Here is a 17,337-nt window from a genome sequence, read left to right as displayed (position 1 = left end):
ACCCGCAAGCGCTCGCTGAATTTGCAGGTTCCATATGTTTCAAATCTGCGCTACCCGCAGTGTAAAGTTGTCTATAATTATGACGCTTGTGATGGATTACGTCAACACTTGCCATAGCGTGGCATCCGGGTAATGAATGGTATCAAGAATAGACAATTTCGTGGCACTTGCAAAAATGTTGTTGTAAAAAGACGCCGTTCTATTTAATCTAGTAAAGGCGGTTTTTTGGAACCTCACATAAATTAGACATGAAAGAGAAGTGAATACCATTGCAACGCGAAATTCAAGTTAACCAAAAGCTCCCTTGGGGCCCGGGCTTTCTGCTGAGCCTTCAGCATTTGTTCGCCATGTTCGGCAGCACGGTGCTTGTCCCTAATCTGTTCGGGGTAGACCCCGGCATGATCCTGCTGATGAACGGTATTGGCACACTGCTGTACATCCTGATCTGCCGCGGCAAAATCCCAGCATACCTCGGATCAAGCTTTGCCTTCATCTCACCGGTGCTTAGCGTATTGGATAAACACCAGGCGGATCACCAGCATGGATATTCGCTTGCTCTGGGTGCTTTTATCGTTACAGGGGTTATTTTCATTCTAGTCGCATTGATCGTCCGTTATGCCGGAACCGGCTGGATTGATGTGGTATTTCCTCCGGCGGTTATGGGCGCTATCGTAGCAACCATCGGACTGGAACTGGTACCCGTAGCGGCGCGCATGGCTGGACTGATTGCCCCTGAAGGCGTGAGTGTGACCGACTGGACCCCTGATACCAAAGCTATCACCCTTTCCATGGTAACTCTGGGCGTAACTGTCATTGGCGCAGTGCTATTCCGCGGCTTCCCCAAAATCATTCATATCCTCATCGGTATCGTAACCGGTTATGTTCTGGCCTATATTATGCAAGTGGTGAATACAGACGCAATCTCAAAAGCGCATTTCTTTTCCCACCCCACCATTATTACCCCTTCCTTTGACTGGCAGGTTATCCTGACCATTATTCCAGTCTCCCTTGTAGTCATTGTGGAGCACATTGGCCACTTACTCGTTACCAGCAACATTGTCGGCAAAGACCTGACCAAAGATCCCGGGCTGGACCGTTCACTGATGGGCAACGGGATTTCCACTATTTTTTCCGGCTTCTTCGGTTCTACCCCAAATACGACTTATGGTGAAAATATCGGCGTTATGGCGCTGACCAAAGTATATTCGGTCTATGTGATCGGCGGCGCAGCAGTAATTGCAATTCTGCTCTCGTTCTCCGGAACATTCTCCTCTATTATTGCCAATATCCCGCAGCCTGTTATGGGTGGCGTCTCACTGCTGCTGTTCGGTGTCATCGCGGCTTCCGGTCTGCGCATCTTTGTCGAGCAAAAAGTTGATTTCTCTAAAGCAACCAACATGATTCTGGCTACTTTGGTCCTTGTGGTCGGCATTAGTGGTATTTCACTTACTATTGGCGGTGTAGTGCTTAAAGGTATGGCGCTAGCAACCATTGTCGGCATGGTTCTGTCCCTGCTATTCAAATTAATTGAAGTACTCGGCTTATCCAATGAACAGAGCAGTGACAAAACAGCACATTAACAATAATTAATACGATAAATATACTCTATAAAAAAGCGGACTGCTGTCTATAATCGACAGCAGTCCGCTTTTTATTTCCCGGGAAAAGAACACTGGTTTTAATTAGTCTTCGTAGGTAAGGAGCGAATGAACCCCGATACCGGAGAGCTTATTCCGTCCGGCAAGCTGGGTCAATTCGATCAGGAAGGCCGCTCCGACCACATTGCCGCCCAGTTGCTCGATCAGGCTGACCGAAGTGGCAATGGTGCCTCCCGTTGCCAGCAAATCATCAGCAATAAGTACGTTTTGTCCAGGCTTGACCGCATCCGTGTGAACCGCCAGCGTGTCTTTACCGTATTCCAGATCATACCCTACCTCAATCGTTTCATACGGCAGCTTGCCGCTTTTGCGGATCGGTACAAAACCGACACCCAGCGCGTAAGCAAGGGGGGCGCCAACCACAAATCCACGGGCCTCTGGACCGGCAATCACGTCGATCTGCAGATGTGATACCAGAGCCTTCAGCTCATCAATCGCCCGGCGGTAAGCTTCGCCATCCTTAAGCAAAGTAGTAATATCTTTGAAGCTGATGCCCGGTTGCGGGAAATCCGGAATCACACGAATACTGTCTTTAAAATCCACACTATCATCTCCTCAAAAGTTTGTGAGCGTTACCTCACTGAATTGACTTCGAATTAACCCGGTTCGGAAAGCATTTGACTTATCCCACCCGGGATACATCCGGGCGGCGGGACAGCATCCACTCCTGCAGCTCGCTGCGGCTGCTTTCCATGAAATAGCGTTCCATTTCCGCAGTCTGACCCAGTCTCACAAATTGCTGTGAAGCAGTAAGACTCTTGGCGGCGGGCTGCGTAACAAAGGTAACATTCCCGTAAGTACGCTCGATAAAATCAAGCTCCTCGAATACATCGAGCATTTTGGCCAGCATTCGCATCCCCATGGAAGACTGCCGGGTGAGCCGAAGCAGCAGTTCATGCTCGGGTATTGGAGCTGCTGCAAGCGCAGCCAATGATTTATATAGCACTTTGAAGTGGTCTCTTGTCGGCATCTGCAGCCGGTCCCGGCCATCCCTGATCGAATGCAGTAAGGCAATATTATCCACATGGGGGAAAGCGGCGAACAACGCATCCAGCTGCTCCGGTGTTTCCGGCATATCTAGCAGGCATAGTAGAGATACCTGTGTGTCTTCTGAAACTGCCGGTTCATGCCGAACTGGTGTTATACCAGCATCCTCATCATATACCCATAGTGACATGCCTTGGAGCGCGCTCATTGGCGACAAGCGGCTGTTCTGGAATACAGCAGCTGTTCTGAGCGGCTCACCACCACAATAGGGCTGCAGGAGTTCTGTAAGCTGTGAGGCTTGCTTCACCGCATCGGCTGCACCGCGAAGGTCAAAGAGCTGCGGACTGGGCACCGACAGATCCTGCAGCATGAGCTGCGGTTTCCGTGAGCCATTCCACTCATTGACCGACAGCTCAGCCAGAATGTCGATCAGCGTTCCATCCGGGAGCAGTTCAGCAAGCCCTCCTTTGCCAAAGGCAACCACTTCAATGGTATGGTTGCCCTGCTGGAGGACAAGCTTTAGATGCTTGCCTTCCTGCCCCATCTTTCGGGTCTCCTTCACCGCAGCACCACGAACAATGAATTTCGGCACCGGGTTGGCCATTCCAAATGGAGCCAGCCGGTCCAGTTCAAGTGCAGCCTGCAGGGACAAATCAGCAATGGCCGTCTCTTCATCTGCTGAAGTCACCGGCAGAAAGTGCTCCGGCTTCAGTACCTTCGCAGCATAATCATTTAGAGCCGCTGCAAAATCCTCAATTTTTTCCTGATGCAGACTCATCCCGGCCGCAGCCGGATGTCCCCCGAAATGATCCATTAAGTCCGCGCAGGAGGCTAAGGCTTCATAGATATCCAGGCCGGGAATAGATCGGGCCGAACCCTTGCACATACCTGTCTCCGGGTGAATATCCAGAATAATCACAGGGCGATAATAACGTTCCAGCAGCTTGGAGGCCACTATGCCTACTACCCCTACATTCCACCCCTGATGGGCAAGCACTATAATATCAGGCAACTTGTCCTTCTGAACCTGTAGTTCCAGCATAGCAGTGGCTTCGGTCACAATTCTCTCTACAACCAGCTGGCGTTCTTTGTTCAGCAGATCCAGCTCTCCGGCAAGCTTCTCTGCCTCATCCGTTTGCTCTGTAGTCAGCAGAGTAACAGCGCGTCCAGCGTGATCCAGCCGTCCACTAGCATTGATTCGCGGAGCCATGCCAAAAGCAATATTCATTGCACTGACTGTATCCATCGTTATCCCGCTAACCCCAAGCAGGGCACGTATTCCAGGGAATGGTGAGTTCCGCATGCTGGAGAGGCCTCTACGAACAATACTGCGGTTTTCGTCCAGAAGAGGCATCAAGTCAGCGACTGTTCCAATCGCAGCGATCTCGCTCCACTCCTCAGGCACCTCGTCCCCAAGCAGTGCCTGAGCCAGCTTGTAGGCCACCCCTACACCAGCCAACCCTTTGAACGGATAAGGGCAGTCTGGCAGCTTGGGATTGATCAGCGCATAAGCTTCAGGCAAAAGCTCCGGCGGTTCATGGTGATCCGTAACGATCACATCCATCCCAAGCCTGCTAGCGTATGCAATTTGATGATAGGCACTAATACCAGTATCTACCGTGATGATAAGCGATACTCCTTGCTGCTTCGCCCAATCCAACGCATGATTATGCAATCCGTAGCCTTCATTTGCGCGGTGCGGAATATAAATATCAAAAGAAGCGCCCAGGTAGCGCAGCAGATAGATCATCAGCGCAGTACTGGACACTCCGTCCGCATCATAGTCGCCATATACAAGGATATGCTCTTCTTCTTGTAGAGCCTTTCTAATCCGGGGTACCGCTTCGGTCATCCCCTTAAGCAGAAAGGGATCATGCCCTTCCTGGTCTCCGCCTTCCATGAACATAAGCGCCTTGTCCGGCGTGTTCATTCCTCTCTTCACAAGCAGCGACGACAGGAGTGGAGAAACCGAAAGAGTCCGGGCCAAATCCCGAACTTCATCAGGATCGGCTGCCGGAGATTGCCATCTTGTTTTTGAATGAAGCAATAGATTTCACCTTTCTCTCCCGTAGCAGCTATTGAAGCAACGTTGGGATTTCATTGTCCACAAGCTCATGGTTGCTTTTGTAAGGATAACCCGGATCATACGGTACAACATCCATATGAACCTCGCCTACATGCACAAAACGGTGCTGCAGAAGCTTTCTGGCGCATTCCGAAATATCCTGGGCTTCCATAACCGTAATACGCGGATTCACGCTAATTTTGACCTGGAGATTTACATAACTTCCTTGTTCCAATGCCTGCAAATATTCTACCCGGATCACGCCATGCACCCGCTGTACCGTTTCAATGAAGTTGGCTGCTTCTTCGGAAGGAAGCTCCTGAAGTTTCTTACCATATACAGAAGCAGTGATCAGCGAAAACCCTTTGCGGATAATAAAACATCCGGTTAACAGTGCTGCAATCGGGTCCATATATAACAATGGATGCCAGTTTAAAGATCCGCCAGCCATCGCTAAGGAAATCCCGATAACTACAGTAATTGAAGTATATAGACTGAAGCGGTGGTTATCTGCATATGCAGCATGGCTGCCATCGCCCTTTTTTTTGAAATAACGGTACTGGTACTGAAAAATGGCCTCTTTCATAACAATGGAGATGAGCACGGCGACAAGCGCGGTTTGTTCTGGTGCTGACAAATGTCCTCTGGTCAGATCACGAATCGCTGAGAAGGCGATTTGAAGCCCGCCCATTAGAATAAGTACTGAAAAAAGAATGGCTATAATCGGCCCTTTATTGCTCTCCTGATTGCGCTGAGCTGCTCTATTCTTCTGATCCCGCACTGTCCGCCATGGAAGCGGTAGAATCTCTGCCAGCTTGGCGGCTGCATCCGACCCCGAATATAATGCATCACCAATTAATGCTTTGCTGCCCGAGACATAACCAATGGTCCCTTTGGCTACCGCCAATGCAAGATCACCGGCAACTCCGGTCCAGACAACTTTATCACTTGGTGGTGATTGTTTGTCATACATTACGAGTTCCTCCTTACCACTAGCAAGTAATCTCATGATGACTGCTTGGCCTGACATTCCACTCCAAAGATTTCGAAAAGCCGCGTCGTCTTTGACGCGGCTTTTCAAGTGTACCTGACTTTAGGCCTTTGCCGGATTGCTCTTTCCAGCCGACTTCTGGCGCTTCTTCAGCAGCAGCCAGAGCGGACTTGCGATAAAGATGGATGAATATGCTCCAGAGAGCAACCCGATAACCATCGCAAGGGAGAACATTTTGATTGATTCTCCGCCGAGAATAAGCAGGAAAAACGCGGCAATAAACACCGTAAATGCTGTATACAGGGACCGCATAAGGGTCTGGGACACACTTTTGTTGACCAGCAACTTAAGATCCTCATATGTTTTCTGCTTGCCGAACCGCAGATTCTCTCGGATCCGGTCAAAGATAACAATCGTATCGTTGATCGAATAACCAATAATGGTCAGGACCGCGACAATGAAAGTCAAATCGACCTCCAAACGGAAAATAGAGAATACGGAAACGACGATAAACGCATCATGGATAAGCGCCACAATCGCAGCCAAGGCAAAACGCCATTCAAAACGGATACTTACATAAATGATAATCCCCAGACAGGAAAGGAGCACAGAATAAATGGCATTGCGCGCCAGCTCTTTGGCCATTTCGGTATCCACCGTATTGACCTCGAAGGAGGCTTTATCATCCAGCTTCGAAATCGCGGCCTTTAATGCCTCATCCTGGGTATTGTCAAGTTCCTTATCGTAGCGGATATTTACGCGTTTCTCGCCCAATGTGATCTGCGGTTCGTTCGAGATTCCAAGACCATTTAGAGCGGGCTTAAGCTGTTCCAGTGTGATGTTCTTCGACATTGCCACATCAACATTGGACCCGGCTTTGAAATCAACACTGTAGTTCAAGCCCATTGTTGCCAGAAAGATTAGACCTGCAACTGTAATAGCAATGGAAAAAATATAGAAAAATCTGCTCAAATGTACAAAATCAAGCTCTTTCTTAAAGCGCACGGATGTCACTCTCCTTTACCCCAAATTGCTTCGGCTTTTTCAGCGCACCGGCTTTGACCAGCACGGTAAGCAGCCAATGGGCAAAATAAAGGTTCGTTACGATACTAAGCACAATTTCCACAATCAGGATCAGTGCAAAACCTTTGACCGCACCGGTACCAAAAGCGAACATTACAGCCGCTACAATAATAGTGGTTACATTCGCATCCATTACCGTACGGAAAGAGGTTTTGTTCCCTGCTTTGACAGAAGATAATATGCTCTTGCCGCTGCGCATTTCTTCCCTTATCCGTTCATTGGTAATGATATTGGCATCAACCGCCATCCCTATACCGAGAATGAATGCGGCGATACCGGGGAGAGTCAAGGTGAAGTCGGCAATGACGAACACCGCAATTAGCAGCCAGGTATGAAGGATCAGCGCGAAGCTGGCCAGAGCGCCCGGCAAGCGGTACATACCGATCATGAAGATCAGAATAATTACGGAACCCACAAGTCCGGCTTTCACCGTCTGGTCAAGAGACTGTTTACCAAGTGTTGCGCCTACGCTTTGGGAGTATTTCTCTGTCAGCTTAAGCGGCAAGGCACCGAGGTTAATCGTATCAGCCAGTTCACGGGCTTTATCCAGCGTATAATTGCCTGAGATCGAAGCATTTCCATCGGGAATTTCCATATTGACATCAGGATCCGACAGCTTTCTGTCATCAAGATAAATCACAAGCTTCTGACCGATCAGACGTTTGGTAATCTCAGCAAATTTGGATTTATCTTTGACCTTAATGCTGATTTCCGGCCGGTTCAGTTTGTCGCGTTGAACATCTGCCGCACCCTCTACAAAATCACTGCCCACAAGCTCAATCTTGCTGTAGGTTCCCACAGCATCGCCTGGAGCGGCACTACGGAAAGTAAGAACAGCAGGCTCTTTCATTTTCTTGCGGACTTCGGCCTCGTCGGTAACGCCCGCGATCTTCAGACGGATGCGGTCCGTTCCTTCAGTAGTAACCTCAGGCTCACTTGTTCCGAGGGCATTGGCCCGTTTTTCCAGGCTCTCTGCTGTCTTTTGGAGTGAAGCACGAGATAATTCTGCACCCGCCTCCATCGGCTCCGCGTGATACAGAATCTCGAAGCCGCCTTTTAGGTCAAGACCCAGACGGACCTTGTCCAGCAGCCCGGGAGTGGTAAACACCATGACCCCTGTCAATACGAGCACGGTAATAATAAAGCTCAACATTCTCTTCATGCTCTTGCTAGTTCCCCTTTCATTACTCAATATTCCTATTATAGCTACGTGCGAAATCACCGTCAATTCAGGCAGGAATGACGGTACAAATATCACACAAAGAAACGGCCGGCTCTGCTCAAGCGGCAAGCCATCCGTTTTTGATAGGAAATGCTGAATTGCTCTTCTCTTACTTTAACGTTTCCAGTACCCGTTTGCAAAAGCAAATCGTTCCTTTTATCCGTTCAAACCGCGATAAGCGGCAATAGTCAGATAGTTCATATAACTATTGGCCTTGAGTGAATAGATATCATTCACCAGCTTATGCAGGGCAGGTCTGCCTTCCTTGGCATAATTGCGGCTGACGCAATCCCAAATATCCTTGCCCTTCACATATTCATAGCCGAGGAGCCGGAATTCCTCCGCTTTACTGCGGCACATGGCTTCGATTTCATCACTAAGCTGTTCGTAATTCCATTGTTCCGATTCCACGTGTTGACACCTCCAAAGATCGCTCGCTTATGCATGTTCACAAGTATGTATTCGACCATATTTCCTTGTTTCCTTCTTCCGGCTGAAAAGTTGTCACAACTAAAGCTTGTCATGGAAAACCCCACCTGCCGCATATCAATGTAGGAGAGACTACTTTGGGAAGAAGGAGTGCCCTTTGAGGAAACAGAGCTTTATTCAAGGAACCTTGATACTGCTGGCCGCAGGCATTATTAACCGGATGCTCGGTTTTATTCCGCGAATTATTTTACCGCGTGTGATCGGCGCCGAGGGCGTAGGTCTCTATCAGCTCGGTTATCCGTTTTTCATTGTGCTGGTTACCATTATCACAGGAGGGATCCCGCTGGCAATTGCCAAAATGGTTGCTGAAGCCGAAGGGGAAGGACGCCCGGAGGAATCCCGAAGGATTCTGCATACCGGGCTCGCCCTTAGTCTGGGACTGGGTGTTTTTTTCACAATGCTTGCCCTGTTCGGGGCCTCATGGGTTTCGAATGTGATTCTGACAGACAGCCGTGTCTATTACACCTTTGTAAGCATGACACCCATGATCGCCATTGTGGCCGTATCTGCAATCTACAGAGGTTATTTTCAGGGTAGGCAGAACATGATCCCCTCTGCGTTGTCCTCAGTGCTGGAATCAGTGGTCCGGATTGTATTTATGCTGTGGTTCTCCTGGCTTCTGCTTCCGAGAGGGATCGCTTATGCGGCAGCTGGAGCCATGCTGGGTGTGACTGTAGGAGAAATCGTCGGTATGCTGGCGCTTCTGTGGCAATATTATTTTATCGTAAAAAAGGACAAGAACGCGGGCATATCTCCTGCTGCAAACCCTGCTGTTTCTATGCCGGAAATGAAGCTGCATCCAAATCCAAGCCCTTCCACTAAGGATCTTTCCATTTTCAAAAGGTTGATAAGAATTTCGGTTCCTGTCACTGCGGGACGGCTTGTCGGTTCATTCTCCTATTTGCTGGAGTCCATTATCACTGCCCGCAGCCTCGCGCTTGCCGGAATCGCCACTGCTGCTGCCACCGCCCAGTACGGCTCCCTCCAGGGGATGGTTATCCCCTTGCTGCTGCTGCCTGGGGTACTCAGCTCTTCACTGGCCGTGTCTCTCGTCCCTTCCTTATCTGAGGCTGCGGCCCGGCATGATCTGCCCACGATTCACAAACGAATGCATCAGGCGCTACGCCTGGCCATGGTGACCGGTGCGCCTTTTGCCGCAATAATGTACATTTTTGCTGTACCGTTATGTACATTAATGTACGGTAATGCCGATACAGCGCCAATGCTGCGGATGATGGCCCCTTTCGCCTTGTTTTTATATGTCCAAGCCCCTCTTCAAGCGGCCCTCCAAGCGATGGAACGCCCGGGCAGGGCATTAATTAATACCCTGATCGGAGCGGTGATCAAAATTTTACTGATTCTCGGACTGGCCTCACAGCCGGAGTATGGAATCTACGGGGCAATTATCGCCATTATTGCCAATAGTATTCTGGTGACTCTTCTGCACGGGATCAGCGTAGTCAAGCTAATATCATTATCACTGAGATTGGCTGATCCGCTCAAAACGTTTGCCGCAATGATCATTATGGCTGCAGGGATGTCTTATATCTATACCTCTGTGCCAATCGCGTCCGCAGAGTGGATCCAATTCATGTTAGCCGCAGGAAGCGGAATGGCCCTCTACTTTGGAATTTGTCTGTTATCCGGCTTAATCTCCGTACATGATCTGGACCGGGTGCCTTTTTTTAAAAAATGGCGCTGAACATTCAATGAAGCAAACGGTCTACATATATTTTGCCTTTATGGTCGATGGAGCATAGGAACACATCCCGAAAATCCGAGGCACCCTTTTGACGGATCTGGGTTCTCAGCCAGAATCGTGTCTTGCCGATCATCTCCAAATTCTGGTCCTGAACCTTACCGTCCATAATAAGCGGAATCGGCAAGCCTTCATACCTGATTTTATGGCTTGGCAGCTTCACACTATCTGAAGTATTCCCTTCAGAAATCCCGTTACGCTGTCCCGTTTCAGCCGCAGAACTGCTATTACCACTTTGATTACTGGAAGATACGCCCTTATTTTTTTCGATTACAGTGAGCTGACCGCTCGTTTCCAGAATGGCAAATTCCACATCTGCCGGACTATCGATATTCTGGCCCCTTAACTGAAGCATCAGATCGTCAATGTTATACCGCTGTTTACGCATCTCACCACGGTGCAGCTTGCCATCCGAAATCAAAATGCTTGGCTTGCCGTCGATCAGCAGCCGGAGCTTTCTGCTCTTTAGGCTTAGCTGCGCGGCTAGAATCTGAATCAGCACCAGTGTTGCCATTGGTACCAGACCATCATAAATCGGCCGTTCTATATCTTCAATGGAGAAGACAGCAATCTCGGCAATCATAATGGAGATTGTCAAATCAAATACCGAGAGCTTGCCGATCTCCCGTTTACCCATAATCCGCATGCACAGGAAAATGAAGATATACATCAGCACAGTCAGAAAAATATGGGCAGAAATATGCTGGAACATATTCTCTTCGCTCCCCTTCCATATTCACCCCCGCCTGATGTGAGGGCAGATTAATGTACCCCTATTCTGACCCCTCAGCTAAGGGAACATTCGGAAGACGGTTTATTAATTAATGGTAAAAAAGGCTTCATGACCATTCTTGTACTATTGGGGCAAGCCTCCCCATACAATAGTTAGTAATAAATCTCTTGCGTATTGTATTGCTCAAAAAACTTAGCATATGCTTCCGGAGCAGTTTTTTCACAGCTGAGTCGGGGTGTATTGCTCAAAAAACAATTAGGAGGTTGTACCATGTATCTCATCCGGCGACTGTTCTCGTGGAGAATATCGAGTCCTGTATTATCCGGTTTATGCCAATCCTTCCTGTGGATGCTGCTGGGCGCGGTTGTCCTATCCCTATTCCTGTGGGGAAGCGGACTGGAAGAACAGGATCTTACCATGTACACCTATATTGTCCACGGTATTGCTGCCGCCCTCGGTGGATTGACCGCAGGACGGAGATCATCGAGCAGGGGCTGGTATCATGGTGGAATTACGGGAGCTTTCTACGGAATAATTATATTACTGATTGGTTTTTTGGCACTGGACAGCGCACCTGCCGGCAAAGACTGCTTATGGATACTGGGTGCAGCAGGCATCGCAGCATTCGGCGGAATGTTTGGGGTTAATTTGCATAAATCCTAAATAATTTAATTTTGCAAAAAATCGAATCCCACTCCTTAAAATATGGTAAACTGAATTTATATGACTTCATACGGGATCAAGGAGGCTTCGATTGTTTTGCTTTACCAATCCATGAATTATGTAATGCTGTACACAGTTGTCATTGTTGCTGTATTGATGTGGCTTAGTGCCCTCCGCAATCCTCTGCTGGCTTTTGTTGAGATCGGAAGAGAACTTCTGCACTCTTATAAATTCCTACTGCTGGTTGCAGGTATGTTCGGTGTGCTGGCTCTGAATAAATACGAATTGCAGATTGAGAGGAAGCTACATCTCACTTCTGATTACACCTCTTTCGTCTTTGGGCTTGAAGGCCATTTTGTGAGGGATTTACAGCATCTGTTCTTTATGCCCTGGCTGACGCCGATTATTGTTTTCTTCTATATCTTCATGCTTCAATCCGTCCTGGCCGCTTCACTCGGCGTTTATCTGCTGGATAAGAACCGTGTGATGCTCTATGCGACTTGCTATACGATTATTCTGAATTATGCAATTGCCATTCCGTTTTATCTATACTTTCCGGTGAACGAGGTCTGGTCCTACGTTCCGGCGGGTGTCCGCTTTACCATGCTGGATGTTTTCCCGAAGTTTGAGCAGGAATACAGACCTCTCTCAGGACTGAACAACTGTTTTCCAAGCCTGCACACAGCGATTTCTGTATCAACAGCACTGCTCGCCTTCCGTTCCGGCAATCGCCGCTGGATGGCAATTACCACCGTGTCAGCGGTCATCATTGTGTTCGGCATATTCTACCTGGGCATTCATTGGCTGACCGACATGCTTGGCGGCACAATACTGGCCGTTGTATCGACTACTGTTGCTGTTCAGCTTGCCAAGTTGACCCTACGCAGCGGAGAAGGCAAACTGGCTGTCCGCAGCCGTGCAACTGAACTCCGCTAATTAACTTGGTCTCACATAATAAAAAAGCGGCGTCACTCTTAATTAAGAGGACGCCGCTTTTATGTACCTTTTACTTTAATAAACTACTCTTTGTCTTCTACTTCAACAACAGAGTGGCTGATGGAGCCCCGGTCGAAGGTCAGCTTGGTTACATCATTTACCCGTAAGACCACGATATCATCGGAAATTTCCATGATCGTGCCGTGAAGGCCACCAATAGTTACTACCTTATCGCCTTTTTTCAAAGATTTCAACATTCCGTTGCGCGCTTTGGTCTTCTTCTGCTGTGGACGAATCAGCAAGAAATAGAATACCACAAACATCAGCACGAATGGGCCTACGAGACCCAGAATGCTTCCGCTCCCTGAAGCTGCTGCAAAATGAAATTGCTGTACCATAATTCTCCCCCCTTTCAAAAAACAATAAAGCACAATCCAGTTGTACTAAAAGCCTTTGAGATTATCATATAATCCGTATTGTGCAAAAAACTCATCGCGAAAATCAAGCAGCCGATCTTCCCTGATGGCTTCACGCACTTTACGCATCAATTCCAGCAGGAAGTGCAAATTATGGTATGTCGTTAACCGCAAGCCGAATGTTTCGTCGGCTTTGATCAGATGGCGCAAATAAGCACGGGAATAATTCCGGCAGGTATAGCAGTCACATTCCGGATCAAGCGGCCCGAAATCACGTGCATACTGTGCGTTTCGTACTACGAGTCTTCCCTGACTGGTCATTGTTGTTCCATTGCGGGCTATACGCGTAGGCAGAACACAGTCGAACATGTCTACTCCGCGGATCGATCCTTCCAGCAGCGCATCCGGTGACCCCACGCCCATTAAATAACGCGGTTTTCCTTGCGGCAGCAGTGGAACCGTATAATCCAGCACTTCATACATAAGCTGCTTGGACTCTCCGACGCTGAGTCCTCCAATAGCATACCCCGGGAAATCCATGGAAGTCAAATCAGCTGCGCTCTGGCGCCGCAAATCCTCATGCATGCCCCCTTGAACAATGGCGAACAGCCCTTGGTCCTCAGGACGGGCATGGCTTTTCAGACATCTTTCAGCCCAGCGCGAGGTGCGTTCGAGTGACTTTTTAACGTAATCATACTCTGCCGGATACGGCGGACATTCATCAAAAGCCATCATAATATCGGAACCCAAGGCATTCTGAATCTCCATCGCCACTTCCGGCGAAAGAAATTTCTTATCCCCGTTCAAATGGGAACGGAAATGCACACCTTCTTCGGTGATTTTACGCATATCACTCAGTGAGAAAACTTGAAAGCCGCCGCTGTCTGTCAGGATCGGCCGGTCCCAGTTCATGAATTTGTGCAGGCCGCCAGCTTCACGGATAATATCATGCCCTGGCCGGAGGAACAGATGGTATGTGTTGCTCAGAATAATGTGAGCATCCATTTGCTTCAGCTCTTCTGGACTCATTGTTTTGACGGTAGCGAGTGTGCCCACAGGCATAAATGCAGGTGTCTCAATTACACCATGAGGGGTATGAACCCGGCCGAGCCGCGCTCCCGATTGTTTACAGGTCTTGATGTGTTCATAAGTAATTGCTGCCATATGTTTAACCCTTCCTCTTGCTTAATAAATAAACATTGCGTCGCCGAAGCTGAAAAATCGGTACTGCTGCTCAATCGCAGCCTCATAGGCGGCAAGGATATTCTCCCGACCGGCCAGAGCGCTAACCAGCATTACCAATGTAGACTTTGGCAGGTGGAAATTGGTAATCAATGCGTTTACGACAGTAAACTTATACCCGGGATAGATAAAAATATCCGTCCAGCCGCTGCACTCTTCAATTGGACCGCCTTGAGATTGTCTGCCCACCGTTTCCAGTGTCCGGCAGGACGTTGTACCAACAGCTATGATTCGTCCGCCCCTAGCTTTGGCAGCATTAAGCACATCTGCTGTCTCCTTAGACAATACAAAGTACTCAGCATGCATTACATGCTCCTCGACCTTCTCAACAGACATGGGCCGGAAGGTTCCAAGTCCGACATGAAGCGTAATATACGCAATCGTGACGCCTTTAGCCTTGATTTGCTCCAGCAGCTCCCGGGTGAAATGCAGACCCGCAGTCGGTGCGGCGGCCGAACCTTCATGCTTGGCATACACGGTCTGGTAACGCTCGCGGTCATCAAGCGTCTCCTTGATATATGGCGGAAGCGGCATGCTTCCCAGCCTGTCCAGAATCTCCTGAAATATCCCTCTATAGATGAAATGGAGCGTCCGTCCCCCCATATCAGCCTCGTCCTCAATAACTGCACGAAGCTCATCACTGAAAATAATCACCGCTCCGGTCTTCAGTTTCTTACCAGGCTTTACCAGCGCTTCCCAGCGGTCCTCCCCCAGACTCTTCAGCAGCAGAACCTCAGCCTTCGCGCCGGTGTCTTCCTTTACGCCAAAGAGCCGGGCGGGAATCACTCGTGTATCGTTCAGAACCAGTGTATCACCTGGCTGAAATTGCTCCAGTATATCCGTAAAATGCCGATGCTCCAATTGTCCATTTTCCTTGTTCACGAGCAACAGCCTTGACGCACTGCGGTCAGACAACGGAGTCTGGGCTATAAGTTCTTCCGGCAAATGAAAATCATAATCGTCTACATTCATGGTCAGTCTTCATTCCTTAACTATAGTAACGTTATTAAAATAGTGTTGCAATATTTTCGTGTAATCATACCCCTTGTCAGCCATGCCCTTTATCCCCCACTGGGACATGCCAAGCCCGTGGCCATTTCCCCAGCCGATGAAATAAAAGCCCGGACTGTTTGTAACTGCCCTGGACGAAGTATCTGCCCCCATAACAACCGTGCCGCTGCCGTTCACCGTCACTTTGCCGGATGCGGACAGTACGTCCGTGCTCTGGGTACTGCTAACAATTCCCTTTGAGCCGTCAGCGCCTAATACAGTATAACTGCCGGCAGGTACAATATCAAACAAAGTACTGGGCAATCCGCCCAGCGCTGAACGGAACAGATCAGGGTATTTCACCTGTAAAATCTCGCCGTTGGCTTTTACCTGTGTTACTCTTCCGGATGGCCCGCGCTGCGTAACCTCCAGACTGGCGATAGAAGACGGCAGTGAATTGCTGACCTTGCCTGATAGGCTTTTGAGCAGATCCGCTGAGGTGTAAGGTCCTTTAACCCAGCTGTAGCTTCCGTTCTCATAGAACTGGTCCAGAATTACAGCATTCTCGCCGGGATTCAGCTTGCCCAGCGGACTTGCACCGCTCTCAATGACAGGCAACGGACGGATATTCACATCTTTGGTGCTCGCTGTGGCCATATCCAGGCCAGCCGCCGTTTTACTGCCAGTCAATTTGATATTGTCCTCACGAGCATACCCAGTGATCCCGCTGTCAAGCAGCAGGTAATACCACTTCTTCGAAGCTGCTACAGCTGCAGCATCCTCTGCGCTGGCTACACTGACGAAAGTAGTGCCGCCATTGCCCCATACCTCCGACGGATCAGCTGTCACACCGCCGCTGTTGGAGGAGAATACAGCTTCAACTATTTTACCTCCGCTCATCAACACTTCGCCCGCGGTAGCATCTACTGCCTTGGTAATCACCGGTGCTTCAGCACCTATGCCGTTATACACCTGGCTGAGCGTGGTATCCACCACATTGGCCACGTCAAAGCGGGTGCCCTGCGTCAGTGCATAGCTTCGAGCTGCTACAGCCTGAGCCTTGAGCGCCTCTTCCGGCCAGCCGGATGATACTTCTCCGCCGACAACCGCATACAAATACTGTTCAAGCGGAACTTCATTGATTACCGCGAGGGATCCAGCGAGACTGCTGAGTTCCAGATTCCCGCGGTAAATACGCTTGGAACGCTCAGCCAGTTGAATGCCCGCAGAATTGCCGGAGGCCATAAACTTGGCTCCTGTGCCGGACACCTGATAGTGAAACGCCTGGCTCTCGCTGCTCCAGTCCAGTCCCGCATCAGTACGGATCATCATTCCCGGCTTGGCTGTCGCCCCGTCCCCTATGCTAAGCTGCGGAAGCGCAGCGGTTACTGCTGCTCGCAGAGCAGCAAGATCGCTGTCGCTTGCCGCTTCGCCCACCCACACTTCTACTTGTGCGCTGCCGTCTGTTCCGCTCACCAGAGTCTTCCAGGCGTCGAATCCGGCAGCTGTGATCGTGTTCATGACAGCATCCGCTTCCTGCTGGGAAGCAAAGGTTCCGGCAGACAAATGTTTACTTCCCGTCAAAGCCGGAACCTGACCCTGGGGTAGATTTAGGCCGGCTTTGCCTACCCGGTTCAAGCCTTCCTTAGCCGCATTTTCACTGGTATAGGGGCCTGTATACAACTGATAGACCGTTGCCCCATTCCGCGAGGATACGAAGAGCATCGGTTTATCGGAGCTCGATTGAAGCTGCTTGGCAGCTTCTGCGGCTGCCTGCCATGTTGGGCTGTCCATTACCTTGACCTTATACCCGTCGAGACTGATCCGGATTTTGTTATTGGCCGGAATGGGCAGCAGCTGGGCACTGCCTGACATCAGACTGAAGCCCATCGTCGAACTCAGCGTCACGAAAGGGACGGTAGATTTATATTTGCTGCCAATATCGGCATACAGCGCAACCCGGATGGTTGCGTTCGGATCGGCATGGCTGTCAGCTGCTGGAAGAAGAAGGCCGGCTGCAATCAGGGCACCTGCAAGTAAGGTCACTCCTGTCTTTTTCCACCTGGCAAAATTCATCTTGATGCCTCCTAAGAATAGAGATGA

The 17,337-nt window shown here is 49.6% G+C and carries 15 protein-coding genes; 4 read left to right on the top strand and 11 right to left on the bottom strand.

All coding sequences use genetic code 11. From position 1 onward, the window contains the following. Positions 1-269: 269 nt before the first annotated feature. Complete coding sequence (gene uraA, locus A3848_RS17850; protein ID WP_074086265.1) at positions 270-1,580, top strand: uracil permease; 1,311 nt, start codon at positions 270-272, stop codon at positions 1,578-1,580. A gap of 102 nt (positions 1,581-1,682) precedes the next feature. Here the strand turns inward: uraA and A3848_RS17845 are convergent, their stop codons facing one another. From A3848_RS17845 to A3848_RS17820, 6 genes are all read right to left on the bottom strand, one after another. Then, a complete protein-coding gene (locus A3848_RS17845) occupies positions 1,683-2,201 on the bottom strand; it encodes an adenine phosphoribosyltransferase (RefSeq protein WP_074086264.1) in 519 nt (172 codons plus the stop codon). Positions 2,202-2,280: 79 nt separating this feature from the next. Then, complete coding sequence (recJ, locus tag A3848_RS17840) at positions 2,281-4,692, bottom strand: single-stranded-DNA-specific exonuclease RecJ (RefSeq protein ID WP_074086263.1); 2,412 nt, start codon at positions 4,690-4,692, stop codon at positions 2,281-2,283. Between the two features lie 28 nt (positions 4,693-4,720). After that, positions 4,721-5,683, bottom strand: coding sequence for a cation diffusion facilitator family transporter (locus tag A3848_RS17835; RefSeq protein ID WP_074086262.1), 963 nt, complete (start codon positions 5,681-5,683; stop codon positions 4,721-4,723). A 120-nt stretch (positions 5,684-5,803) separates the two neighbouring features. Continuing rightward, positions 5,804-6,706: a protein translocase subunit SecF gene (secF, locus tag A3848_RS17830; protein ID WP_074086261.1), complete on the bottom strand. Its 903-nt coding sequence runs from the start codon at positions 6,704-6,706 to the stop codon at positions 5,804-5,806. Beyond that, the gene (secD, locus tag A3848_RS17825) at positions 6,696-7,946 is read right to left on the bottom strand and encodes a protein translocase subunit SecD (RefSeq protein ID WP_074086260.1); all 1,251 of its coding nucleotides are present in this window, start codon (positions 7,944-7,946) and stop codon (positions 6,696-6,698) included. The genes secF and secD overlap by 11 nt, the downstream gene beginning before the upstream one ends. Before the next feature lie 216 nt (positions 7,947-8,162). After that, positions 8,163-8,417 carry a post-transcriptional regulator gene (locus A3848_RS17820; protein WP_074086259.1) on the bottom strand — a complete coding sequence of 85 codons (255 nt, stop codon included), beginning with the start codon at positions 8,415-8,417 and terminating at the stop codon, positions 8,163-8,165. 175 nt (positions 8,418-8,592) lie between these two features. On the opposite strand from A3848_RS17820, the gene spoVB reads away from it, so the two are divergent. Next, the gene (gene spoVB, locus A3848_RS17815) at positions 8,593-10,197 is read left to right on the top strand and encodes a stage V sporulation protein B (RefSeq protein WP_074086258.1); all 1,605 of its coding nucleotides are present in this window, start codon (positions 8,593-8,595) and stop codon (positions 10,195-10,197) included. A 4-nt stretch (positions 10,198-10,201) separates the two neighbouring features. Here the strand turns inward: spoVB and A3848_RS17810 are convergent, their stop codons facing one another. Beyond that, a complete protein-coding gene (locus tag A3848_RS17810; protein ID WP_074086257.1) occupies positions 10,202-10,966 on the bottom strand; it encodes a YetF domain-containing protein in 765 nt (254 codons plus the stop codon). Positions 10,967-11,257: 291 nt separating this feature from the next. On the opposite strand from A3848_RS17810, the gene A3848_RS17805 reads away from it, so the two are divergent. Both A3848_RS17805 and A3848_RS17800 read left to right on the top strand, forming a co-directional pair. Continuing rightward, complete coding sequence (locus tag A3848_RS17805; protein ID WP_074086256.1) at positions 11,258-11,650, top strand: TIGR04086 family membrane protein; 393 nt, start codon at positions 11,258-11,260, stop codon at positions 11,648-11,650. Between the two features lie 96 nt (positions 11,651-11,746). Beyond that, entirely contained in the window at positions 11,747-12,586 is an 840-nt protein-coding gene (locus A3848_RS17800; RefSeq protein ID WP_244169682.1) for a phosphatase PAP2 family protein, read from the top strand. Positions 12,587-12,669: 83 nt separating this feature from the next. Here the strand turns inward: A3848_RS17800 and yajC are convergent, their stop codons facing one another. Genes yajC through A3848_RS17780 form a run of 4 tightly spaced genes read right to left on the bottom strand, consistent with a single transcriptional unit; the run spans position 12,670 to position 17,310 of the window. Then, positions 12,670-12,984, bottom strand: coding sequence for a preprotein translocase subunit YajC (yajC, locus tag A3848_RS17795; RefSeq protein WP_074086255.1), 315 nt, complete (start codon positions 12,982-12,984; stop codon positions 12,670-12,672). Positions 12,985-13,029: 45 nt separating this feature from the next. After that, positions 13,030-14,166, bottom strand: a complete 1,137-nt coding sequence (gene tgt, locus A3848_RS17790) for a tRNA guanosine(34) transglycosylase Tgt (RefSeq protein WP_074086254.1) — start codon at positions 14,164-14,166, stop codon at positions 13,030-13,032. Between the two features lie 21 nt (positions 14,167-14,187). Next, complete coding sequence (gene queA, locus A3848_RS17785) at positions 14,188-15,216, bottom strand: tRNA preQ1(34) S-adenosylmethionine ribosyltransferase-isomerase QueA (RefSeq protein WP_074086253.1); 1,029 nt, start codon at positions 15,214-15,216, stop codon at positions 14,188-14,190. 9 nt (positions 15,217-15,225) lie between these two features. Beyond that, positions 15,226-17,310 (bottom strand): SpoIID/LytB domain-containing protein, encoded by a 2,085-nt coding sequence (locus tag A3848_RS17780; RefSeq protein WP_074086252.1) that lies wholly within the window; start codon positions 17,308-17,310, stop codon positions 15,226-15,228. Positions 17,311-17,337: the final 27 nt, after the last annotated feature.

The organism is Paenibacillus sp. P32E (genome assembly GCF_001909085.1).
Classification (GTDB): Bacteria; Bacillota; Bacilli; order Paenibacillales; family Paenibacillaceae; genus Paenibacillus_AQ; species Paenibacillus_AQ helianthi.
Note: the sequence above shows the minus strand (reverse complement) of the source record. Positions and strands in the feature narration are given on the sequence as shown.